Annotated in this window: 22 protein-coding genes; 21 read left to right on the top strand and 1 reads right to left on the bottom strand. The window is 48.1% G+C overall.

All coding sequences use genetic code 11. From position 1 onward, the window contains the following. Position 1 precedes the first annotated feature (1 nt). The 8 genes from ABCW47_RS06430 to alaS all read left to right on the top strand — a co-directional run bounded on the left by ABCW47_RS06430 (position 2) and on the right by alaS (position 9,013). Positions 2–535: a Holliday junction resolvase RecU gene (locus ABCW47_RS06430; RefSeq protein WP_343209027.1), complete on the top strand. Its 534-nt coding sequence runs from the start codon at positions 2–4 to the stop codon at positions 533–535. A 315-nt stretch (positions 536–850) separates the two neighbouring features. Then, positions 851–2,143, top strand: coding sequence for an ATP phosphoribosyltransferase regulatory subunit (gene hisZ / locus ABCW47_RS06435; protein ID WP_343209028.1), 1,293 nt, complete (start codon positions 851–853; stop codon positions 2,141–2,143). After that, positions 2,140–2,796, top strand: a complete 657-nt coding sequence (hisG, locus tag ABCW47_RS06440; protein ID WP_343209029.1) for an ATP phosphoribosyltransferase — start codon at positions 2,140–2,142, stop codon at positions 2,794–2,796. The genes hisZ and hisG overlap by 4 nt, the downstream gene beginning before the upstream one ends. 55 nt (positions 2,797–2,851) lie before the next feature. Further along, positions 2,852–4,150: a histidinol dehydrogenase gene (hisD, locus tag ABCW47_RS06445; protein ID WP_343209030.1), complete on the top strand. Its 1,299-nt coding sequence runs from the start codon at positions 2,852–2,854 to the stop codon at positions 4,148–4,150. Between the two features lie 5 nt (positions 4,151–4,155). Next, positions 4,156–4,746, top strand: coding sequence for an imidazoleglycerol-phosphate dehydratase HisB (gene hisB, locus ABCW47_RS06450; protein ID WP_343209031.1), 591 nt, complete (start codon positions 4,156–4,158; stop codon positions 4,744–4,746). A 15-nt stretch (positions 4,747–4,761) separates the two neighbouring features. Further along, entirely contained in the window at positions 4,762–6,009 is a 1,248-nt protein-coding gene (gene hisIE, locus ABCW47_RS06455) for a bifunctional phosphoribosyl-AMP cyclohydrolase/phosphoribosyl-ATP diphosphatase HisIE (protein WP_343209032.1), read from the top strand. 220 nt (positions 6,010–6,229) lie between these two features. Further along, the gene (locus tag ABCW47_RS06460) at positions 6,230–6,361 is read left to right on the top strand and encodes a hypothetical protein (RefSeq protein WP_343209033.1); all 132 of its coding nucleotides are present in this window, start codon (positions 6,230–6,232) and stop codon (positions 6,359–6,361) included. A gap of 48 nt (positions 6,362–6,409) precedes the next feature. After that, on the top strand, positions 6,410–9,013 hold the full coding sequence (alaS, locus tag ABCW47_RS06465) for an alanine--tRNA ligase (protein ID WP_425516067.1): 2,604 nt from the start codon (positions 6,410–6,412) through the stop codon (positions 9,011–9,013). A 93-nt stretch (positions 9,014–9,106) separates the two neighbouring features. On the opposite strand, the gene ABCW47_RS06470 is transcribed toward alaS, so the two are convergent. After that, positions 9,107–11,344, bottom strand: a complete 2,238-nt coding sequence (locus ABCW47_RS06470) for an ATP-binding cassette domain-containing protein (protein ID WP_343209035.1) — start codon at positions 11,342–11,344, stop codon at positions 9,107–9,109. 169 nt (positions 11,345–11,513) lie between these two features. Between ABCW47_RS06470 and ABCW47_RS06475 the strand changes: the two genes are divergently transcribed. The 13 genes from ABCW47_RS06475 to ABCW47_RS06535 all read left to right on the top strand — a co-directional run bounded on the left by ABCW47_RS06475 (position 11,514) and on the right by ABCW47_RS06535 (position 24,021). Then, positions 11,514–12,377, top strand: coding sequence for an AraC family transcriptional regulator (locus ABCW47_RS06475; RefSeq protein WP_343209036.1), 864 nt, complete (start codon positions 11,514–11,516; stop codon positions 12,375–12,377). Positions 12,378–12,817: 440 nt separating this feature from the next. Then, the gene (gene rpsU, locus ABCW47_RS06480; RefSeq protein WP_021886387.1) at positions 12,818–12,994 is read left to right on the top strand and encodes a 30S ribosomal protein S21; all 177 of its coding nucleotides are present in this window, start codon (positions 12,818–12,820) and stop codon (positions 12,992–12,994) included. Positions 12,995–13,190: 196 nt separating this feature from the next. Further along, complete coding sequence (locus tag ABCW47_RS06485; RefSeq protein WP_343209037.1) at positions 13,191–13,775, top strand: TetR/AcrR family transcriptional regulator; 585 nt, start codon at positions 13,191–13,193, stop codon at positions 13,773–13,775. A 14-nt stretch (positions 13,776–13,789) separates the two neighbouring features. Further along, a complete protein-coding gene (locus ABCW47_RS06490) occupies positions 13,790–14,620 on the top strand; it encodes a CPBP family intramembrane glutamic endopeptidase (RefSeq protein WP_343209038.1) in 831 nt (276 codons plus the stop codon). Between the two features lie 119 nt (positions 14,621–14,739). After that, the gene (gene yqfC / locus ABCW47_RS06495; RefSeq protein ID WP_343209039.1) at positions 14,740–15,006 is read left to right on the top strand and encodes a sporulation protein YqfC; all 267 of its coding nucleotides are present in this window, start codon (positions 14,740–14,742) and stop codon (positions 15,004–15,006) included. Between the two features lie 130 nt (positions 15,007–15,136). Next, positions 15,137–16,354 (top strand): sporulation protein YqfD, encoded by a 1,218-nt coding sequence (locus tag ABCW47_RS06500; RefSeq protein WP_343209040.1) that lies wholly within the window; start codon positions 15,137–15,139, stop codon positions 16,352–16,354. Beyond that, entirely contained in the window at positions 16,329–17,354 is a 1,026-nt protein-coding gene (locus ABCW47_RS06505; protein ID WP_343209041.1) for a PhoH family protein, read from the top strand. Before ABCW47_RS06500 ends, ABCW47_RS06505 begins: the two co-directional genes overlap by 26 nt. After that, positions 17,354–17,851, top strand: coding sequence for an rRNA maturation RNase YbeY (ybeY, locus tag ABCW47_RS06510; protein ID WP_343209042.1), 498 nt, complete (start codon positions 17,354–17,356; stop codon positions 17,849–17,851). The genes ABCW47_RS06505 and ybeY overlap by 1 nt, the downstream gene beginning before the upstream one ends. A 21-nt stretch (positions 17,852–17,872) precedes the next feature. Next, the gene (locus ABCW47_RS06515) at positions 17,873–18,985 is read left to right on the top strand and encodes a DUF3048 domain-containing protein (protein ID WP_343209043.1); all 1,113 of its coding nucleotides are present in this window, start codon (positions 17,873–17,875) and stop codon (positions 18,983–18,985) included. A gap of 83 nt (positions 18,986–19,068) precedes the next feature. Beyond that, positions 19,069–20,697, top strand: a complete 1,629-nt coding sequence (locus ABCW47_RS06520; protein ID WP_343209044.1) for a putative polysaccharide biosynthesis protein — start codon at positions 19,069–19,071, stop codon at positions 20,695–20,697. A 93-nt stretch (positions 20,698–20,790) separates the two neighbouring features. Continuing rightward, the gene (locus ABCW47_RS06525) at positions 20,791–21,180 is read left to right on the top strand and encodes a hypothetical protein (RefSeq protein WP_343209045.1); all 390 of its coding nucleotides are present in this window, start codon (positions 20,791–20,793) and stop codon (positions 21,178–21,180) included. Between the two features lie 13 nt (positions 21,181–21,193). After that, a complete protein-coding gene (locus ABCW47_RS06530) occupies positions 21,194–22,435 on the top strand; it encodes a BaiN/RdsA family NAD(P)/FAD-dependent oxidoreductase (protein ID WP_343209046.1) in 1,242 nt (413 codons plus the stop codon). Continuing rightward, positions 22,432–24,021, top strand: coding sequence for an NAD(P)/FAD-dependent oxidoreductase (locus tag ABCW47_RS06535; RefSeq protein WP_343209047.1), 1,590 nt, complete (start codon positions 22,432–22,434; stop codon positions 24,019–24,021). The genes ABCW47_RS06530 and ABCW47_RS06535 overlap by 4 nt, the downstream gene beginning before the upstream one ends. The last annotated feature ends 6 nt before the right edge of the window (positions 24,022–24,027 follow it).

Consider the following 24,027-nt stretch of genomic DNA (forward strand, 5'->3'; position numbering starts at 1 on the left):
TATGGCTTGGAAAACAAGGGGACTGAGAGGTTCCACGCTGGAGGAACTGGTTAATTTCACGAATGAAAAGTACAGGGCCAACAAACTGGCGTTGATTCAGAAGATACCCACACCGATCAAACCGATCAACATTGATAAGGATCACAGGCATATTACGCTGGCTTACTTTGAACAGAAAAGTACGGTGGATTACATAGGGGTTGTGCAGGGCATTCCGGTCTGTTTCGATGCAAAAGAATGTACAGCGGACAGCTTCCGGCTGCAGAACGTACATACTCACCAGATGGACTTTATGGAGCAGTTTGAACGGCAGGGCGGAGTCTCCTTCCTGTTGATTTATTATACCAATAAAGATATCTTTTACTATCTCACCTTCCGGAAATTGAAGGAATTCTGGGACCGCGCCCAGGAGGGAGGCCGCAAAAGTTTTCAGTTTACGGAGCTGGACCCCTATTTTCAGATTTCTTCCCATGACGGAGTCTTTGTTCATTATCTGGAGATGATCAATAAAGACCTGGGGGAGAGGGAGGAATGAGGAAGGGCAATGAAGAGTGAAGAATGAAGAAGGAAGAAGGGCAAGGAAGAAGGAATAGTGAATAGTGAGGAATGAAGAACGACGAAGAAGAAGGAAGAGGGAAGAGGGAAGAAGGGATAACGGGGTAAGAGTGAGTTAAATAACAGGGTTAGGTCCTTTTGTTGCTGTGTTCTTCGTTATTCCTTATTCATTTTTCATTACGTTCTCTTTGGTTGACATCTTTGTGCTTTTTGTATATAATATTTTAAGTTTTATGTGCTAGCAAGATATTACTGTGAAGATTTAGCGAGTTAAAGCAACGGAAGGTATGAGAATATGGGACAGTTTAGGATGGAGCAGGAGCTTTTGCATATCCCGGAGGGTGTCCGGGATATTTATGATACGGAATGTGCAAGGAAGAGGATGATTCAGGAACGGATGCACGGTGTTATGGAGTTGTATGGTTTTAAGGATATCCAAACGCCGATGTTTGAGTTTTTTAATGTGTTCAACAGGGAGAGAGGTACTGTTTCTTCCAAGAATATGTTTAAGTTTATAGACCGGGATGGAAGCACTCTGGTGCTGCGGCCGGATATTACCCCTCCCATTGCGCGCTGCGTGGCGAAATATTACGCGGAGGAAGAGTTCCCGATCCGTCTCTGTTATATTGGTGATACCTTTGTTAATACGGACAGCTATCAGGGAAAACTCAGGGAGACGACCCAGCTGGGTGTCGAGCTGATTAATGATTCTTCCGTGGACGCGGATGCGGAGATGATTGCACTGGTGATCGACAGTCTGCTCCAGGCGGGCTTATCGGAGTTTCAGGTGGAGATCGGCCATGCGGATTATTTTAACGGCCTTGTGGAGGAAGCGGGCTTAAATCAGGAGGAAGCAGAGGAACTGCGTTCTCTGATTGAGCGAAAGAATATTTTCGGCGTGGAGGAAATGGTTGGCCGAAAAGAGATTTCCGATGATTTGAAGGAATTGTTCCGAAGGCTCCCGGAGATGTTCGGCAATATGGAATCTCTGACGGAAATTAAGAGTAAAACCCAGAACGAGAGAGCCAGAAAGGCGATTGAACGCCTGGAAAAGCTCTATGATATTCTGGCGTCCTATGGATTTCAGAGTTATATTACGGTGGATCTTGGGATGTTAAGCAAATACAATTACTATACCGGCATCATATTCCGGGCCTATACTTACGGGACAGGCGATGCGATTGTAACAGGAGGACGCTACGATAATCTGCTGGAGCAGTTTGGCAAGCAGGCGCCTTCCATTGGATTTGCGGTGGTGATTGATCAGCTGATGGCGGCTCTTTCCAGACAGAAGGCAGGACTGCCGCCGGAAGAACCTATGACTATGATTCTATATCGCAGCCAGGACCGGAAAATCGCGATTGACTTGGGAAATCAGTTCCGGGCCCAGGGAATCAAGATTGAACTGGTGAGGATGAGCAGGGAGAGAAGCCTTAAAGAGTATATGGAATATGCGGCAAGGACAGGGGCCGGCGGTATCTTGTTTCTGGAGGATTCTGATACGATACAGGTGATTGATCTTGCAACCGGTGAAGCGAATGTGGCGAAGATCAGCGAAATACTGAAATTACAGGAGGACGCAACATGAGATATCTGACATTTGCGCTGGCCAAAGGCCGGCTGGCCAGAAGGGCCATGGAAATCCTGGAAGAGATTGGCATTACCTGTGAGGAAATGAAGGACAAAGATTCCAGGAAGCTTATTTTTGTCAATGAAAAGCTGAAACTGAAATTTTTCCTGTCCAAGGCCAGCGATGTGCCCACCTATGTAGAGTATGGGGCTGCCGATATTGGAATTGTGGGCAAGGATACGATCCTGGAAGAAGGGCGCAAGCTGTATGAAGTGATTGATCTTGGCATCGGCAGATGCAGGATGTGTGTCTGCGGGCCGGAGGAAGCGGCGGAGCTGCTGCGACATGGAGAATTGATCCGGGTGGCGACCAAGTATCCGGCGATCGCCAAGGACTATTTTTATAATAAGAAGCATCAGACGGTAGAGATCATTAAATTAAACGGTTCTGTGGAACTGGCGCCGATCGTTGGCCTTTCCGAGGTGATCGTGGATATTGTGGAGACAGGCACTACGCTGAAAGAGAACGGGCTTAATGTCCTGGAGGACATCTGTGAGCTCTCCGCCCGCGTGGTAGTCAACGAAGTAAGTATGAAAATGGAACACGAGAGAATTTCTGAACTGATCAGCCGGCTGCGGTCTTATCTAGCCGGGAGTCAGATTACGAATTGACATATAACAGGAGAAAGGATAGTGTATGTGCCTGCAGCATATACCGGTGGCTGATATGAGAATTGTAGAACTGACAGAGGAAACAAGAACAAATCTGCTGAACGACCTGTTAAAGAGAAGTCCTAGTAATTATGAAGGATATACAGAACGGGTGAATGCAATCCTGGAGCAGGTGCGGCGTAAGGGTGATCAGGCTGTCTTCGGTTACACGAAACAGTTTGATAAAGCGGACATTACTGCCGGGAACGTATTGGTTTCTGAGGAGGAAATAGAAGAGGCTTACAGCCAGGTGAATCCGGAGCTTCTGGATGTGATCCGCAAAGCCCTGGTCAATATCCGGAGCTATCATGAAAAACAGAAAAAATGCAGCTGGTTTGACAGCACCGGCAAAGGAACCATACTGGGACAGAAAATAACGCCGTTAGCCTCGGTGGGAGTGTATGTTCCGGGCGGAAAAGCGGCATATCCTTCTTCTGTGCTGATGAATGTGGTTCCGGCCCAGGTGGCGGGCGTGGAAAATATTATTATGACGACGCCTCCCGACCGGGAGGGAAAGATTACACCGGCTACGCTGGTAGCGGCAAAAGAAGCGGGAGTTACCCATATTTACAAGGTGGGAGGCGCCCAGGCAATCGGAGCGCTGGCGTTTGGAACGGAAAGTATTCCTAAGGTTGACAAAATTGTGGGACCGGGGAATATTTATGTGGCGCTGGCTAAAAAGGCAGTGTATGGACACGTGAGTATAGACTCGATCGCGGGACCCAGCGAGATTTTGGTGCTGGCGGATCAGACCGCCAACCCCAGATATGTGGCTGCGGACCTCCTGTCCCAGGCGGAGCATGATGAGCTGGCATCTGCTATTTTAGTCACGACCAGCAGGCAGCTGGCAGAAGAGGTGTCCGCGCAGGTGGATGTATTTGTCTCCCAGCTCTCCAGAAAGGAAATATTAGAGAAATCACTGGAGAACTACGGCTATATTCTGATCGCTGAGAATGTGGAAGAAGCCATTGAGACAGCAAACGAAATCGCATCGGAACACCTGGAAATTATGATGGAAAATCCCTTTGAGGTGATGACGAAAATAAAGAATGCAGGTGCTATTTTTATCGGAGAGTACAGCAGCGAGCCGCTGGGAGACTATTTCGCCGGCCCGAATCATGTGCTTCCCACCAATGGGACCGCTAAATTTTTCTCTCCGCTCAGTGTGGATGACTATGTAAAGAAATCCAGCATCATTTCCTATTCCAGGGAGGCGCTTAAGGAGATCCATGAGGATATTATCCGGTTTGCCAACGCAGAGCATCTCACCGCTCATGCCAATTCCATAGCAGTGCGTTTTGAAGAGAAGGAGTGATGAGAATGGAAAAGCGAACAGCCGCCGTAGAGCGAAAGACGAAAGAGACCGAGATCAGCATGACCTTTTCCCTGGATGGAGAAGGTAAAACCAGTATACAAACCGGAGTCGGCTTTTTTGATCATATGCTGAACAGTTTTGCACGTCACGGCTTCTTTGACCTGGACTTAAAGGTGAAGGGTGATCTGTATGTGGACGGACACCACACCGTTGAAGATGCGGGGATTGTACTGGGGCAGGCGATCAAAGAGGCTCTGGGGGATAAGGCGGGAATCCGCAGGTTTGGTTCTTTTCTGATTCCCATGGACGAGGCGCTGGTGCTTTGTGCAGTGGACCTGTCCGGACGCCCTTATTATGCCAGTGACGCAGAGTTTACCTGTGACCGTGTGGGATATATGGATACGGAACTGGTGAAGGAGTTCTTTTATTCCATTACATATGCGTGCGGCATGAATTTACATTTTAAGGTACTTTCCGGCACAAACAATCATCATATTATAGAAGCTATGTTTAAGGCATTTGGAAAAGCGCTGGACGAGGCAGTCAGCTTTGACCCCAGAATCCAGGGCGTTTTATCGACGAAAGGGTCGTTATAGAAAGGAATGAGCACAATGGCATATATCAGTATGATTCCGTCGTATGACGCGGGAGGAACTGAGATAGAAAACTTAAGTAAACTGGCCAAAGAAGCATCCTATCAGGGAGCGGACGAGCTTTATTTTTATCAGTACTCCGAGGATGAAAAGGTATTTGAGAGCTTTCTCCATGAGATGAAGGAGGTCTCCAAGCAGGTCGACATTCCATTTATGATCGGTATCTATGTGAGACGCTTCGAGGATGTTAAAAAGGCCTTTTATACCGGTGCTTCAAAGGTAGTATTAAATGCCAGAAAGTGCCAGAATACCGAGGTGATTCTGGAGGCGGTGGAGCGGTTCGGCGGCAGCCATATCGTGGTTGATGTTACCGAAATAGAGGTGACGGAGAGAATAGCCCAGGAGCTGACCCAGTTTGGTGTGAAATATCTTCTTTTGTCGGAGGAGAGTTTGAGCAAGGCGCAGGATCTGCTGGACGCAGGATTTTCTCTGTATCAGTTCCTGTGGGACTTTGATGAGAGGACTCTGGATCTGATCCGCGATGAGGGAATGGCCGGAATCTGTCTGAAAAATCCGGAGGGTGAATTGATGGGCCGCAAACAGGCTCTGAAAGCCCAGGGAATCCAGGTCAATACTTTTGACAGCTGTATGAAATTTTCAGAGCTGAAAACAAATACAGATGGTCTGGTGCCGTGCATTGTACAGGATTTTAAGACAGATGAAGTGCTGATGATGGCGTATATGAATCAGGAAGCGTTCGAAAAGACGGTTGCTTCCGGCAGAATGACATATTATAGCAGAAGCAGGGAATGTCTCTGGATAAAGGGCGAAACATCCGGGCATTATCAGTATGTAAAGGAATTAAAAATTGACTGTGACAACGATACGCTGCTGGCCAAAGTGGTACAGATCGGCGCGGCCTGCCATACGGGAAACAGAAGCTGTTTTTACCGGGACCTGATTGTGAAGGAATACAGCAAGGTGAATCCGCTGACGGTGCTGACGGATGTATATGATACGATCATTGACCGGCGGCTCCATCCCAAGGAAGGCTCTTATACAAACTATCTCTTTGACAAAGGGATAGATAAAATACTGAAAAAGTGCGGAGAAGAGGCGACGGAAATTGTGATCGCGGCCAAAAATCCAGATGCGGAAGAATTGAAATACGAAATTTCTGATTTTCTGTACCATATGATGGTTCTGATGGCGGAATGCGGACTTGACTGGAACGATATTATCAAGGAGCTTTCCCACAGAAGATAATCTTGTCATCCGGAGAATTTTCAGTTATAATACAACCATTGAGCAATGGGCTGATTTTGGCGTATATTCCCGGACGGTGTCATTGCCCGGATGAATTTGTTTGTAAAAGCCGAAGCGTTTTTTTGCGTTTCGGCTTTCAGACGGTACAAGGCCAGGGATCTCAGACACAAAATGGATGGTCCCGGAACAAAAATATGCAGCTGTTTGGAGGTGCTTTTTAATGTCATTCCTGCTGGGTTTTATTCAATATCTGATCAAGTACATTTTCTTTCTGGCGGTGGCCTTTGGCGGTATTATGCTGGGCAAGAAGGTGAAAGACGTCAGAACCGCCAGAAAAAGCGGACAAGATTAATGGGGAGGCTATGGTTTGAAAGCGTATGGTGTAAATGAGCTCAGGGAAATGTTCCTGAAGTTCTTTGAAAGTAAAGGACATTTGAGGATGAAAAGTTTTTCTCTGATTCCTCAGAATGATAATAGTTTGTTATTGATTAATTCGGGTATGGCCCCGTTAAAACCATTTTTTACCGGTCAGGAGATTCCGCCGTGCAAGCGTGTGACGACCTGTCAGAAGTGTATTCGTACCGGCGACATTGAGAATGTGGGAAAGACCGCCAGACACGGTACTTTTTTTGAGATGCTGGGGAACTTTTCCTTCGGCGATTATTTTAAGAATGAAGCGATTGCCTGGTCCTGGGAGTTTTTAACCGAGGTGATCGGGATGGACCCGGACAGGCTGTATCCGTCCATCTACCTGGATGACGACGAGGCCTTTGATATCTGGAATAAAGAGATCGGCATTGCGCCGGAGCGGATTTTCCGCTTTGGAAAGGAAGATAATTTCTGGGAGCACGGCGCAGGTCCCTGCGGCCCCTGTTCAGAGATTTATTACGACAGAGGAGAGAAGTACGGTTGCGGAAGTCCGGACTGTACGGTGGGCTGTGAGTGCGACCGGTATATTGAGATCTGGAATAATGTATTTACGCAGTTTGAGAATGACGGCAACGGAAATTATGAGGAACTGAGCCATAAAAATATTGATACCGGCATGGGATTAGAGAGACTGGCTGTTGTCTGTCAGGACGTGGACTCTATCTTTGATGTGGATACGATCAAAGCGCTCAGGGACAAGGTATGTGAGATAGCCGGAGTTACTTATATGACAGATGCAGAGAAGGATGTGTCCATCCGTCTGATCACGGATCATATCCGTTCCGTTACGTTTATGACCTCCGACGGTATCATACCTTCCAACGAGGGAAGAGGTTATGTGCTGCGCCGGCTTCTGAGAAGAGCGGCAAGACACGGAAGGCTGCTGGGAATTCAGGGACGTTTTCTGGCCAAACTTGCGGAGACCGTAATCGTGGAATCGAAGGACGGTTATCCGGAATTAGAAGAAAAACGGGATTATATCCTAAAGTTAATCACGATTGAGGAAGATAATTTTAATAAAACGATAGATCAGGGCCTGTCTATTCTGGCGGATATGGAGGCATCTCTGGTTCAGAACAAAGAAAAGACGCTGAACGGGGATGACGCCTTTAAGCTGTATGATACTTACGGTTTCCCTCTGGATCTCACGAAGGAAATACTTTCGGAAAAAGGCTTTGCCGTGGATGAAGACGGCTTTAAGAAAGCCATGGATGTACAGAGAAGGACGGCTAGGGAAGCCCGTGCCGTTACCAATTATATGGGCGCGGATGAGACGATTTATCAGTCTATTGATCCGGCTGTCACCTCAGAATTTGTGGGCTATGACCGTCTGACCCATACCTCTTCTATTCTTGTAATGACCACTGAGACAGAGATCGTGGAAGAGCTTAATGCGGATCAGAGTGGTACCATTATTGTGGCTCAGACTCCGTTCTACGGCACGATGGGCGGTCAGACCGGCGATGTGGGTGTTATTACAACGCCTTCGGCTATATTCGAGGTGGAAGATACGATACATCTCCAGGGCGGCAAGATCGGCCATGTGGGTTACGTGAAGGAAGGCGTTTTCAAAACCGGTGAAAACGTTACTCTCACTGTGGATGAAGCCGTTCGCAATGCAACCTGCAAGAACCACAGCGCGACCCATCTGCTGCAGAAAGCACTGCGCATGGTTCTGGGCAGCCATGTAGAACAGGCGGGTTCTCTGGTTGATAAAGACCATCTGCGTTTTGACTTTACTCATTTCTCCGCTATGACACCGGAAGAGATTGAGAAGGTCGAGGCTATCGTTAACGAAGAAATCGCCAGGGCACTTCCGGTCATGACACAGGAAATGACGATGGAGGAAGCCAAAAAGACCGGTGCGATGGCGCTCTTTGGAGAAAAATACGGCGATGTGGTGCGAGTGGTCCGTATGGGAGATTTCAGCACGGAGCTCTGTGGCGGTACACATGTGGCTAATACGGCTGCCGTAACCGCGTTTAAGGTTGTTTCTGAGACGGGCATCGCGGCTGGTGTGAGACGTATTGAGGCTCTGACCAGCGCAGGTGTATTCGCTTATTATAAAAAGGCTGAGGCTGAGTTAAATGAAGCGGCCCGCGCGGTAAAGGCAGAACCGGCTATGCTGGTGAGAAAGATTGAGGCGCTTCAGGAAGAGTTAAAGGGTTTGAAATCCGAGAACGAAAAGCTGAAGAGCAAACTGGCCGGAAGCGCGGCAGGAGATGCGTTGAGCCAGGTAAAAGAGATCAAAAATGTGAAATTCCTGGCGCTGAAGGTGCAGGATGTGGACATGAACAGTCTGCGTACGTTGGGAGACCAGCTTAAAGATAAACTGGGCGATGGGGTCATTTTACTGGCTTCTGCGGTAAATGGCAAGGTCAATCTGATGGCAATGGCTACGGAAGCGGCAGTGAAGCAGGGTGCCCATGCGGGGAACCTGATTAAAGGAGTTGCCGGCTTTGTGGGCGGCGGCGGCGGCGGCCGGCCGAATATGGCTCAGGCAGGCGGAAAAGATCCGTCCGGCATTGATAAAGCGCTGGCTGAAGCTGAAACTGTTCTGGCAGCACAGCTGTAATAAAATTTGAATAAATGATATTCAAGCGGAAGAGAGCCGCAAAGCCTTGTGTGATCAGGCTTTGCGGCTCAAAGTTTTTATCTTATAGGAAACTTAGAGTGATGCCCTCAGGCAGTCAGCGGTAAGTGTTTTGGCATGCCGTATCATGTCCGCAGGCGTTCCGGTAAAGACCACCTCTCCGCCGTTTTTACCGCCGTCAGGGCCGATATCTATGATCCAGTCGGCTTGTTTCATCACGTCAAGGTTGTGCTCAATCACCACGAGGGTATTTCCCTGAGAAACAATATGATCAAACAGCTTCAGCAGATTTTGAATATCCGACATATGCAGGCCGGTAGTCGGCTCATCCATCACGATGATGCCGCCCTTTTTTTCGAGATTTTTAGACAGTTTCATTCTCTGGCGCTCGCCGCCGGAGAGTGTGCTAAGAGGCTGTCCTAATGTGAGATAGGATAATCCAACCTGCTGCATCAATTTAAGCTTCTTTACTATCTTGCTGTCATCGAACAGCTCCAGTGCCTGAGAGGCGGTAAGCCGAAGCAGTTCTACTATATTTTTTCCTTTGTAAGTACAGGAGAGTGCTTCATTGTTATACCGGACTCCGTCGCAGGCCTCACATACAGTGACGATCGGGTCCATGAATGCCAGCTCTGTCACGATGACACCCTTGCCGCCGCATACGGGGCAGGCGCCGGCGGAATTAAAACTGAACAGGCTGTCCGGTTTGCCGTTCTCCCGTGCCATCAGCCTCCGTATTCCATCAAAAAAACCAAGGTAGGAAGCCGGGGTAGAACGGTTTGTGGCTGTGATGGGCCCCTGATCCACCATCACAATCTCGTTTTTATACTGTCCGGCAAATACCCGGGAAATCAATGTGCTCTTTCCCGAACCGGCCACTCCGGTTACGACAGTCATAATCCCCAGAGGAATATCTACATCCACATGCTTTAAATTGTGCAGATTTGCGCCCCGTACCGGCAGACTGGCAGATGAGGGACGAGGATTATATTTGACCGGCAGAGAATGAAGCATTGCTTTTCCGGTCAGTGTATCGGATTGAAGCAGTTCCTGGTAACTGCCTGTAAACATAATTTCCCCTCCGTGCTGGCCTGCCCGGGGGCCCACATCGACCACGTAGTCTGCGATGGAAATAACGTCCCTGTCATGTTCCACCACAAGCACGGTATTGCCCCTGTCCCGAAGCTGCTTCAGCAGGCTATTCATTCGGCAGACATCCCGGGGGTGCATACCGGCGCTGGGCTCATCAAAGATATAGGTCATGCCGGTCAGGCTGCTGCCCATGTAACGGACTAGTTTCAGCCTCTGTGCCTCGCCGCCGGACAGGGACGGCGTATCCCGGTTCAGATGGAGATAGGGCAAACCGATCTCGATCATTCTGTCCAGACCCTCTATAATCGTCTGAACAAGTATAGCCACTGTTTTATCTGTTATCTGCATTAGAATATCGCGAAGCTGGGTCAGTTCCATCCTGCACATGTCTGCAATGGAATATCCGGCAATTTTACACTGCAGGACAGCTGCATTTAACCGTTTTCCGTGGCAGTCAGGACATTCCATCTCAGCGATGAGATTTTGTGATTTTTCTTTGGTGTGTTTGCTTTTGGAGCTGATATCCCGATTAAGAAGAGTTTGCGTATATTTATGAAATATTCCGGTTACTTTTGGATTTTCCTGGCTCCCTTTGCCGTCCCTGGAACCGTAAAGAAGGAGATTATATTCCTCTGCGGAGTATTCTTTCACCGGTTTGTCAAGATCGAACAGTCCTGACTGCGCGTACTGTCTCCAGTACCAGGAACCCGGGCGATACAGGGAGTCTTTGATGCAGCCTTCCCTCCAGGATTTACTGGGATCTATTATGGCTTCTATATCCACTTTTGTGATCTTGCCAAGACCGGAACAGGTTTTGCACATCCCGTCTGGATCATTGAAGGAGAAGCAGGATGCTGTTCCGGCATAGGGTTTGCCGATTCTGGAATACAGCAGCCGCAGACTGGAATACAGGCCGCTTATCGTTCCCACCGTGGAGCGTGCGTTTCCGCCCAGAGGGGACTGGTCCACGATGACCGAAGGCGTTAAATTGTCGATCCGTTCCACCGCCGGCTTGGGATACTTGGGCAGCCGTGAACGCACGTATGCCGGATAGGTAGCATTCATCTGTCTCTGGGATTCGGCGGCGATGGTATCAAAGACAATGCTGGATTTGCCGGAGCCGGACACTCCGGTAAAGACTGTTATTTTTTCCTTTGGAATTTGAAACGTGACGTGTTTTAAATTATTTTGAGTCAGTCCCTGGACAATAATATCTGTCATTTGTTTATACCTTTTAACCTTTCCTGACTGTTTTTACTTCCATCTGCAGCAATGCATTACAGTATAGCACGGACATCCGTCCTATTCCTGACATTTTTTGCTTTCTTTTGTCTGTAGAGAGAGCATTGGTTATATGGTATAATTTTTAACAAAAAGGATAAATACTGCCTTGAGTCGATTATCACCAATAGAACGGGCAATTGAATATATCGAAGGCCATCTGCATGAAAATATCGGTTTAGACGATGTGTCGAGAGAGGTTGGATATTCTTATTATCACATGACGAGGCTTTTTTCGTCTGTATTAGGGGAGTCTGTCGGCCGATACATTAATAGACGCAGGTTATATAACGCCTCAGGGGAATTGCTCCATTCCAGCCGGCGGATTCTTGACATCGCGCTGGAAAGCGGGTTTGAATCACCGGAGGCATTTTGCAGGGCGTTTAAGGCTGCGTTTGGAAGTAGTCCTATTGAGTACCGTAAAGCAGGACTTGATCTGGTTGTGAGTGCTAAAAAGCAACTGGCCTCTGAGGATGTGGCTCATATCGCGAATAATATTTCGCGCACGCCTGAAATCCTTGTATTAAAAGAGACGAGGGTGGCAGGCATCAGGGGGACAGCCTCGCTTTTCAATAACCAGCTCCCTCAATTGTGGGAGCAATTTCTGCATCGTTACAAGAAAATATATGATACCGCGGGTATTGGATATAGTATTTGCGAGACACGTCGAACCGCATATAATGAGGAGGGGGATGTTTCTTTTGGGGTATTGGCGGGCTGTCCTGTGGGGGAGAACGACAGTATTCCTGAGGCATTGACCGAAAAAACACTGAGCGCGGGGAGATATGCTGTTTTTACACACCGGGGAACGCTGGCAAACCTGTTTAAAACTTATCAGTATATCTATGGGATATGGCTGACTGCGGCGAAAGAGGAACTGGATGACCGTGAGGATTTTGAAGTGTATGAACATGCGGTGCTGTCTTTAGATGATCCGGACAATGAAGTTAAAATATATATTCCTGTAAAATAGTATGGTCACTTTAGTTTGCTGACAGCCTGTAAGCAAGCTTTCTGTCGGTCACTATAATTTATTGGCACCCTGCAAGCTCGCAAATGCGCTGCATTTACTCGCTTTGTGGCTTGCGCCACATAAATCAAAAAACAGCAATAACCGCCCTGGAAGCAAGCTTTCTGTCGATCACTATAGTTTATTGGCACCATGCAAGCTCGCAAATGCGTTGCATTTACTCGCTTTGTGGCTTGCGCCACATAAGTCTAAAAAATGAATAATGCCCTCGGTGAACAAATTCCCCAATGCATCATTCATTTTTCATCCTTGCATGGTGCCAAGTTATAAAAAGTGGTTGACGAAATGGATTATTGTGATATAATTATCTACAGTGCTATTCAAATTACCCAAACAGTTGTATAGGCACAATACACAACTGGAGGGAGGTTAGGTGTGAGACTATGTCAAATGTAATCGTAAAAGAGAACGAGACTCTTGACAGCGCACTCCGCAGATTCAAAAGAAACTGTGCGAAGGCGGGTATTCAGCAAGAGATTCGTAAGAGGGAACATTACGAGAAACCAAGCGTAAGACGTAAAAAGAAATCCGAAGCTGCTAGAAAACGTAAGTTTAAATAAGTTCGTCATTCTAGTTAAGAGGGAGAAGCCCAAAGACTCAGGTCTTTGGGCTTTATTTTTTTGTTACATAGGAACGTTCTCTAAAGGTTCTTATGTAACAAAAAATATCCTACGCGCTGATCTGTCATTGACATTTGACCATGCCTAGCATACAATAAGAAAAAAGAGACCGAACAGTCGCTTTTGGAGGCGGAAGATGGGAAACAAAGGAGAAAATACCAGAAATCGTATTAGAGAGACGGCTTTAGGGCTGTTTTCAGAAAGAGGATATCTTGCAGTTTCCATGCAGGATATCTGCGCAGCCTGCGGGCTGAGTAAGGGAGGACTCTACCGTCATTATGAGTCCAAAGAGCAGTTGTTTATCGACTTACTTTATGAAATGCAGTCGGAAGAAATGGAACGGGAGAAAAACCGCATTTTGGAAAACGAATCTGCTATTTCTATTTTGAAGGCGCTTTTGGAACATACGAAAGCAGAATTGATGTCAGATATTCCAACCATCAATTTCGCACTTTACGAATTTTGCATGGATAAGAGAGGGGCTGGCACAGAATTCATCAGACAGCAGTTTGAACGAGGCAGGGAGTGCCTGGCACAGGTGATTGATTATGGCAGAAATCATGGTGAATTTCAAACCTCAGAGCCGGAAGAAGCGGCTGAGACCATTCTGATCCTGCTGGAAGGATTAAAGCTGATCCATGAGGCGGCTCCTTTTAAAACCGGTACAATGGAAGCCGTATTCAGCCAAATTTGGAGAATCGTGGGGGCTAAGGAGCTATGACTGGAAAAACCAGAATGTTACGAAGGATTCTTATCTTATTTCTGCTGTGCAGCGCCATCGAGTATACGGAATTTTTGTTTATCAAGACCGATCAGACTGTTCTGGGGGAAAATGTAATCTGTAAACTGGCTGTTATAGCCGTTATTGCCATATCTCTGTTCCGGCAGAAAAAGGGCTGGGGGGATCTGGGCTTTCGCAGAACCGGGATATTCAAAGGCATGCTGTATGGCTTTTTACTGGGTGCCGTCACCTTCTTCTTTTCTTATCTGATTGAATTTATCGTTTTATTTTCCATGGGAAGGCAGCCCCATCTGGAACTGTTCGTGACCAATTTTGCCCTGACAGGACAGAATGTCACCGGTCTGTCGGCAGGCGCGTTCCTTATCTGCATCGGCGGCAATATCCTCAATGTGTGGGCAGAGGAGGGCCTGTTCCGCGGACTTTTTTTCAAGCTGGGCAAAGAATCCTGTTCCCAGACTGGCGCTAACTTTCTGCAGGCCCTGCTGTTTGGTGTCTGGCATATCGTAATGGTGGTTCAGTGGTCAGCCGAAGGTCAGCTGGATATGGGACAGGCGCTGATCATGGCGGCGGGGTATGTGCTTCTCGCCGGGATACTGGGATATGAGTGGGGGCTGTGCGCCGCACTGACCGGAACACTCTGGACCGGTGTTTTTGAACATTTCTTTAATAACTTGATTGGCAACAGCCTTCACATGGTGACAGCGGGAGGGATTGACGAACTGCAGATTCTGCGCATTGTGCTTTCCAATATTCTTTCACTCGCCATTGTTCTGATTTTTGCCCGGAGGAAGTTTGAAACAAAAGCGGTTTCAAACTGCTTATGAATGCAATATCGCAGGTGAACCATATTGCACGGGTATAAGAAGGATAAATTCACTTTTTCACCTTTCAATCATATGATAAAGAAAACCCGAAAAACGTCATAAACGGCAGAAGGAGGGTTATGGAGGACCAATACCGGGAGCGGATGCTGAAACGGCTTCACTTGCCCGCCGACGTGATGGAGGGGGCACCGATTTTGACGATGATGGGAAAAAACCAGATTTATCTGGAAAATTACAGAGGAATTCTGGAGTACGACGACAAGCTGGTGAAGGTGCAGACGAAAATGGGAGTTCTGGTGATCAGCGGCAAAAATATCTGTATCGACAGTTTCGATGTGGACGAAATGGAGATAACGGGTACATTTCATGATATCTGCTATCAATAAAAGGTTGGCGGAAAAGTTTCCGGCGGGGATGCATATACTGTTCTGAGAAGATGATGAGGAGAGAGCAGATTGCGCGTTGAGGCTGTTCCATTCGGGGAAGGCTCAAAACGGAAATTGCAGAAATTTGTTTATGCTGAAACGGCTGTATTATTTTCTGTGCGGATATGTAACAGTCAGGGTCTGGGGCGGATACGGAGAACGATTCCTGAATTTGTGCTCTGGTAAAAATATAAAACTGTGGAAATTAAAAAGAAACCGGAAATACTTTGAATTTAGTATGAAAGCGGCACAGGTCAAGTCTCTGAAGCCTCTTCTGAAAAAAACCGGAATGAGGCTTAAAATACTGAAAAAAGCCGGGCTTCCCTTCCTGCTTCACCGATACCGGAAAAGGAAGGCTTTTTTTGTTGGATTTCTTGGCTTTTTTGCGGTTATTTATGGACTGTCCCTATTTTTATGGAACATAGAAATTCTGGGCAACTATCGTTACAGCAGTGAATTTCTTATGAAATATTTTGTTTCCGAGGGCTATTGTATCGGGCGGCGTCTTTCCGATATTGACTGCAACAGCCTGGAGCAGCAGATGAGAAAAGACTACAGTGATATTGGCTGGGTGTCGGCGGAAATAAAGGGTGCCAGACTGATTGTAAAGGTACAGGAAACCAATAAAACGGCAGAGGGAAAAACAGAAGGAGAACCATCTCATCTGGCCTCCAGTGTAACCGGAAAAGTCGTTTCAATTATAACCAGAAAAGGAACGCCACAGGTAAAAATGGGAGACGAAGTAAATCCGGATGATGTGCTCATCTCCGGCGTGGTAAACATTATTGGTGATAATGAGACGGAGGTTGGCACAGAACTTGTGGAGGCTGACGGAGACGTGTACATAGAAACTTCTGTCCGTTATTTTGATCATTTTCCGATGGATCATACCGTCAAACAGTTCACCGGCAAAAAGAAATATGCACTGCGCATAACCGCCTGGAATCAGCATTTATGGATTCCACTTTTTGTCAATCCGTATGAAAGCTGCGATATTGTAACAGACTATAAAAATGTGCCGGAAGAATTTAAGAATTTATTTCCGGTTGGCCTGTCGGTGTCAAAATATAGAGAGTATACGGAAGAAACGGTTCATTACACAGAGGAGGAAGCCAGAAGTCTGGCGGAGAAACGACTGGATCTCTACCTCCAAAAATTAATAGAAAAAGGGGTTTCAATTATTAAAAATAATGTTAAAATAGTTATGGACGAGACGACCTGTATCGCGGAAGGGGAAGTTATCGTGCAAGAAAAAATGGAGAAGCGGAAGGTGATAGCAGCGGATGAGTATCATAGAGACCTTGATTGATATTCCGGCCGAACACGAAAAGAATGTTTTTGGTGAGCTGGATGCTTATATAAAACTGATTGAAAAGACATTGAATGTGACTATTGTAATACGAAGCGGCGAGATCAAGCTGATTGGCGAGGAAGCGAACGTTGCAAAGGCCAAACGGGTATTTACCCGTCTGGTGGATTCATCCAAAAGAGGCGAAGAGATTACCGAACAGAAGGTGAGTTATGCAATCTCTTTGAATATGGAGGAAGGGGACGACGCCCTGGCACAGATTGACTCCGATCTGATCTGCCACACCATTCAGGGCAAGCCGATCAAGCCCAAAACCCTGGGCCAGAAGAAGTATGTGGATCAGATCAGGAAGAAGATGATTGTGTTCGGCATCGGGCCGGCCGGTACAGGAAAGACTTACCTGGCAATGGCGATGGCCATCCATGCGTTTAAGAACGATGAGGTAAGCCGGATTATTCTCACCAGACCGGCAATTGAGGCCGGAGAAAAGCTGGGTTTTCTGCCTGGTGATCTTCAGAGCAAAGTAGATCCGTACCTGAGACCTCTCTATGATGCCCTGTATCAGATTATGGGGCCTGAGAGCTATCTGAGAAATACGGAGAAGGGCCTCATTGAGGTGGCGCCTCTTGCCTATATGAGAGGGCGTACACTGGATAATGCATTTATCATACTGGATGAGGCGCAGAATACCACACCGGCACAGATGAAGATGTTCCTGACCAGAATCGGGTTTGGATCTAAAGTTATTGTGACCGGCGATCTGACCCAGAAGGATCTTCCTACCGGTACGAACTCCGGGCTTGACGAAGCGGTACGGGTTCTTGGCAAGGTCGACGATATCGGTTTTTCTTATCTGACCAGCCAGGATGTAGTAAGACATCCTCTGGTACAGAAGATTGTAAAAGCCTATGACGAATATGAATCGAGAAAGACAAGGCCGCAGCCGGCGGTTTATGACGGAAGAAAAAAGAAAACCGGCGGACCCGGCAGGAGAAAATAATGACAGTTCATGTAGAGTGGGAAGTAGAGGACGAGTTCGGTTTTGATGTGGAAGAACTGGCGGACCGGGTGGTGGAAGCGGTTCTGGATGCGGAGAACTGCCCTTATGAAGCGGAAGTCAATGTTGTAATTACAGATAATGAAGCGATCCGGGAAGTAAACCGGGAATACCGGAACCTGGATGCAGCGACAGATGTTCTTTCTTTTCCCATGGTGGAATACAAGCAAACAGCTGATTTTTCCGGTCTGGAGGAGGAACAGGCGGACTGTTTTCATCCGGATACGGGCGAGCTGATACTGGGGGATATCATGATATCCCAGGAGAGAGCCTTTTCCCAGGCACAGGAGTATGGACATTCTCCCTACCGGGAACTGGCTTTTCTGCTTGTACACAGTATGCTCCATCTGTGCGGATATGACCACATGGAGGAGGAAGAACGCAGGATTATGGAGAAGAGACAGGATGATTTGCTGGACATGCTCTCGATCCATCGCTGAACTTAGAAGGGGACATAAGATATGAAGAAATTTGGATATATCGTATTAGTATGCATTATGATGGCAGGACTGTTATCCGGCTGCAAGAAGAAGGAAGAGCCGCCTGTGCAGGATCAGGTTCAGGTGCCTGAGCCGGAACCCACACCCACACCCGTACCGGAGCCGGAGCCGGTACCGGAGGAACCAAAGCTTCCGGAGGGGATGGTATACAGCCAGCTCACCGGTGAACCGGTAAAGGAAGAACTGGCGAAGAAAAGGCCTTATGCCATTGTATTTAATAACATTTCCTATGCTAATCCCCAGAGCGGAACCTCTCAGGCTTCTATTCTTTACGAGGCGCTGGCGGAGGGAGGCATTACCAGGATGCTAGGCATCTATGAGGATATCGGGGGTCTGGAGCGGATCGGTTCCATCCGGAGTGCGAGACATTATTTTGTCAGCTTTGCGGACGAATACGATGCTATTTTTGTGCATTACGGTCATACTAAATACGCGACAGCGAAAATTTCAGATTTAAAAGTGAACAATTTAAGCGGTCTGTCCGGAATCGGGACAACTGTATTCTACAGAGATAATTCCATCAAGGCGCCTCACAATGCCTTTGCCAGCGAGAAGGGCATCCTTGCCGGTACCGAGAAGCTGAAATACCGCACGGACCGGAAGGAAGACTGGGAGAATCATTTTTCTTTCCACGAGGAGGATACGGAACTGACCGGAGGCAAGAAGGCAGAGAAGGTTACGCTGGGATTTTCTTCCTATACTTCGCCGTATTTTACATATGACAGCGAAAATAAAGTATATCAGCGCTTCCAGTTTAAAAAAGCTCATGTAGATGCAAATACAGGAAAACAGCTTACGTTTAAGAACATTATTATACAGCTGGTAAAAGAGTGGAATATTGATAAAAACGGCTACCAGACCATGGATCTTGAAAATTCCAAGGGAAAGGGCTACTATATCACAGACGGAAAATATGTTCCGATTACCTGGCAGAAGAACGAATCTACGAAAAAGATGAATTATTATGATGAGTCGGGAGAGCGTCTGACGATCAATCCTGGAAAGACGTTTATCGCAGTATATCCCAATAATCGGACGGAACAGCTTAAGATGGAAGGGGCGTCCGAAAAGTAGAAACGTCTGTACGGGGAATGTAATGAAGAGAAAAGCGGAAAGCGCACTGATCTCAATTTGATCTGTGCGGGAGCAGAAACATTATGAGTCAACGTAAAGAAAAAACAAATTTCCTGGCCCAGGGGTCGATTCTGGCGGTGTCCGGAATCATTGTCCGGCTGATCGGCCTGCTGTATCGGATTCCGGTAGTCAATATCATCGGTGAGGAGGGCAGCGGCTACTATACCATTGCCTTTGACATCTATAATATTGCCCTGATTCTATCTTCCTACAGCCTTCCGTTAGCGGTCTCAAAGCTGATGGCGGCCAGGGAAGTGAAGAGAAAGTACCGGGAATCTTTCCGGGTATTTGCCTGCGCCTTTTTGTTCGCAGCGGGCAGCGGCCTGGCTATGGCAGCCGTTATATTTTTCGGCGCGGACTGGATAGCCGCTAAGTTTTATAATCTTCCGGGAGTTGCAATCCCGCTGAAAATCCTGGCTCCGACGATTTTTGTCTGTGCTATACTGGGTGTCCTCCGGGGACTCTATCAGGGAAAACGGACCATGATCCCCACTGCGCTTTCTCAGATTCTGGAGCAGGTTGTCAATGCGGCGGTCAGTATCGGCATGGCAAGCTGGCTGATGAAGAAATATGCAGGGCAGGAGCTGGCGGCCTCCTATGGCGCCTCAGGCTCCACAATCGGCACAGGGGCGGGAGCTCTGGTTGCACTCCTTTTTCTTCTGTTTGTATTTGCAGTATACTGGCCGGTTTTAAACCGGCAGATGCGCCGGGACAGAAGCAGTACCACCCAGTCTTACAGCGGTATCTTCAAAGTGCTGGTCTGGACCATCATACCGGTTATACTGAGCCAGACGATCTATCAGGTCAGCGGTGTGATTGATAACTCCCTGTTCAGCAAAATCATGGAAGGGCGGGGGATGGCCTATGAACTGCGAAGTTCTCTGGTGGGTGTCTACGGTTCCAAATACCGTACGCTGATCAATGTGCCGATCGCCATTTCCCAGGCTGTTTCCACCGCTATGGTGCCGAGCATGGTGGCCTCCTGTGTGAGAAACGACATGAAGGATGTGGCTTCCAAGATAAAAAGCGCTATTAAATTTAACATGATGATTGCCATTCCTGCCGCGGTGGGCATGGGCGTGCTGGCAAAGCCCATTATCTCTATGCTGTTTGCAGGTTCCAGCGATATTGCCTATCAGATTATGGCGGCGGGGGCTCTGGCGGTTGTTTTTTATGCCCTTTCTACCGTAACCAACGGGGTACTGCAGGGAATCAACCGGATGAAGCTGCCGGTCATCCATTCTGCCATCGCCCTGGTGATTCATCTGGTGCTGGTGGTAGTGCTGCTTAAATTTACTGATCTGGGTATTTTTGCCCTGGTGATCGGGAATATGGTATTTCCACTGGTAGTTGCGATTCTGAACTGGATCGCGATTGACCGGGAACTTCCCTATCATCAGGAAATTTATACAACGTTTGTTGTGCCTTTTCTGTCGTCGATTGTTATGGGCGCAGCCGCTTATTTCTCGTATAAGGGGCTGTATGCACTGATTAAGAGCAATACGGCAGCCACGCTGCTGGCGATTGTGATTGCGGTGCTGATTTACGGCATCGGTATTATTTTACTGAAAGGATTTGAGAGAGAAGAGCTCAGCGCTGTCCCAGGAGGGCGGACTTTAGTCTCTCTGCTGGAAAAACTGCACTTGATGTAACGGATTCACCGGCCATGCATGGTGCCTTCCTTATGACTATGGAATAAACTAGTAATAAGTCGTCCATACTATAGCCATAAGGAGGTTTTGCGTATGAAAAGGACTTATATTGCTGTCCTCGGTGCTCTTGCTTGTCTTGCGCTGCTGGTAACCATTCTGCTGGTTACAGCGGATACAGACAGTGCGCAACAGGATCAGGCCGTACTGCCGGAACCGATTCCCGCACCGGCCACGCCGCTGGGAAATGCAAATGAAGAGATAAATGAAGCGGATCAGGATCAGGAACTGCCGGAAGGCGCTTATTATATACGGATGCAGGATGGATTTGTAACTGTTTTTTATAGTGACGGGAATACCATATATGAGGAGACTGGTATCCGGGTGGATACCCTGCCATTGCAGGAACAGGAAAAGATTAAAGCGGGTTTTTCGGTCTCTTCCGAGGAAGAACTATACAGCATTTTGGAGACATATTCCAGTTAGGAGTACGATAGGGATGCAAGCGGATACCATTGTCATCGGAGGCGGCGCTTCCGGTCTGATGGCTGCTCTGTCATGCGGAAAGCATGGGGAAAATATTTCGGGCAAAAGAAATATTTTGATATTAGAGCACAAAGATAAAATAGGTAAAAAGATACTGGCAACCGGCAACGGAAAATGTAATTATACCAATCTGGTGCAGAAGCCGGACTGTTATCACAGTCAGGACCCGGCTTTTGTGCAGAGGGTGCTGTCTGCGTTTGATGAACAGCAGACGATAGAGTTTTTTAAAGAAATGGGTTTGTTTCCGAAGGTGAAAAATGGGTATGTATATCCCATGTCGGAGCAGGCCCGTTCTGTCGTTGTGCTGCTGGAGACAGAGCTGAAACGCCTTGGTGTACGGATACAAACGGGTGTACATGTATCCGGAATCAGGAAAAAGAAAGGACTTTTTTCTGTTGAAACAGAGAAGGGTACTTATAAGGCAGGCCAGGTGATACTGGCAGCCGGCGGAATGGCATATCCGTCCCTGGGATCTGACGGGAGCGGATACAAGCTGGCCGAATCACTTGGACATCATATTACGCCGCTTGTACCTGCGCTGACCGGTTTTCAGTGTGCGGGAGGGTTTTTTAAGAAAACGGCAGGGGTAAGAACGGGAGGCAGAATTACATTTTTCCTTCCGGATCATAAATGTGTCTCTTCCCAGGGAGAGCTGCAGCTGACCTCTTATGGGATATCCGGGATACCGGTCTTTGAGGTTTCCTCCGAGGCGGGCAGGGCCATGGCCCATGGCGGAAAACTGCGGGCAGAGATCGACTTTCTGCCGGAATTTTCCCGGGAAGAGCTGACGGAACAATTAATAAAGCTGAACAGTGTATATCCCGGCAGGAATACCGAGATACTCTTAACCGGACTTCTCAATCAGAAGCTGGCCTGGGGGATTCTAAACGAAGCAGGACTTCTGAATGCAGACGGACTGACAGAGGATCAGGCCGGACTGCTGAGCAGATGGATCAAGCGCTTTCCGGTACAGGTACTGAAGGTAAATGACTTTGCCCAGGCCCAGGTGACGGCAGGGGGAATACATACGTCGGAGATAGATCCGGACACGATGGAATCCCGGCTGGTGAAGGGACTTTATCTGACCGGAGAACTGGTGGATGTGGACGGGACCTGCGGAGGCTATAATCTGCAGTGGGCCTGGAGCAGCGGATTTGTGGCCGGCAGGGCTGCAGGGAGGAACGAGATAATTTGATTCAGATTGCACAGCTTAAATTGCCTGTTTCTCATACAGAGGAAGATTTAAAGAAGGAACTATGCCGGATGCTGTCCGTGCGCACAGAGGCGTTGGTATCCTATGAAATAAAGAAAAAATCCATTGATGCAAGGAAAAAACCGGATATTTATTATGTGTACAGCCTTCTGGTGAAGGTACGGCAGGAAAAACAGGTGCTACATAAAATAAAAGATAAGACAGTCATTAAGGCAGAGCGCAGGGAATACCGGTTTGTGCCGTCCGGGGAAACACCTCTTTCCCATCGCCCGGTAGTGATCGGCAGCGGTCCTGCCGGACTTTTCTGTGGGCTTTTCCTGGCCAGGGCCGGCTTTCATCCGCTGATTCTGGAACGAGGGGAGAATATCGACGCCAGAACCCGCAGCGTAGAGGAATTCTGGAAGACAGGTATACTGCGTACGGACTCCAATGTGCAGTTCGGAGAGGGCGGAGCCGGAACCTTTTCTGACGGAAAGCTTAATACACTCGTGAAAGATCCCTATTTAAGGGGCAGAAAGGTTTTAAAGACATTCGTGGAATTCGGAGCCCCGTCTGAAATCCTGTATTTGAATAAACCTCACATCGGGACAGACCGGCTTCGGGAAGTGATTAAGAATATGCGGCAGGAGATTCAGTCCCTGGGGGGAGAGATCCGGTTTGGCGAGCAGGTAACCGGCTTCCTCATCCAGGCTGGCAGGCTGCAGGGGGTATTGGTAAATCAGGGGCAGAAAAAATATGACTGCGAGGCGGCGGTGCTGGCCGTAGGCCACAGTGCAAGGGATACCTTTGCGCTGTTAAGGGATATGAAGTTAGAGATGGAAGCAAAATCCTTTGCCATCGGGCTTCGGATTGAACATTTACAATCCATGATCGGCAAATCCCAATATGGAAGCGCGTACAATATGCTCCCCGCGGCGGATTATAAGGTGAGCTGCTCTGTGCCCGGAGGCAGGAGCGTGTATTCTTTCTGTATGTGCCCGGGAGGCTTTGTCGTGAATGCTTCCTCAGAACAGGGGATGACCGCGGTGAACGGCATGAGCAATTATGCGAGGTCGGAGAAAAATGCGAACAGTGCCCTGATTGTAACGGTTACTCCCAGTGATTTCCCCTCGGACGACGTGCTCGCCGGGGTGGAGTTTCAGCGTATGTGGGAGCGAAGAGCCTATGAGGAAGGGCAGGGCAGTATCCCGGTCCAGCTTTTGGAAGACTTTCGTCAAAACCGCCTGTCCACCGGATTTGGCCAGGTGCAGCCAAACTGCAGGGGCGGATACCGGTTTGGAAATATAAGAACTTGCCTACCGGGCTATGTATCTGATACAATAATACAAGGTGTGGCTGATTTTGGCCGGAAAATACCTGGCTTTGATCAGGAGGACGCTGTACTCTCCGGAGTGGAGACGAGAACGTCATCCCCGGTAAGAGTGAAGCGAAACGAGAGATTCGAGAGCAGTGTGGCGGGCATATATCCCTGTGGGGAGGGAGCCGGCTATGCAGGCGGCATTACTTCTGCCGCTATGGATGGCATCAAGGTGTTTGAAGCGATTGCCGGCGTTTACCGTCCGGCGTGATAGGAG

Source organism: Anaerolentibacter hominis, from assembly GCF_032380675.1.
Lineage (GTDB): Bacteria > Bacillota > Clostridia > Lachnospirales > Lachnospiraceae > Anaerolentibacter > Anaerolentibacter hominis.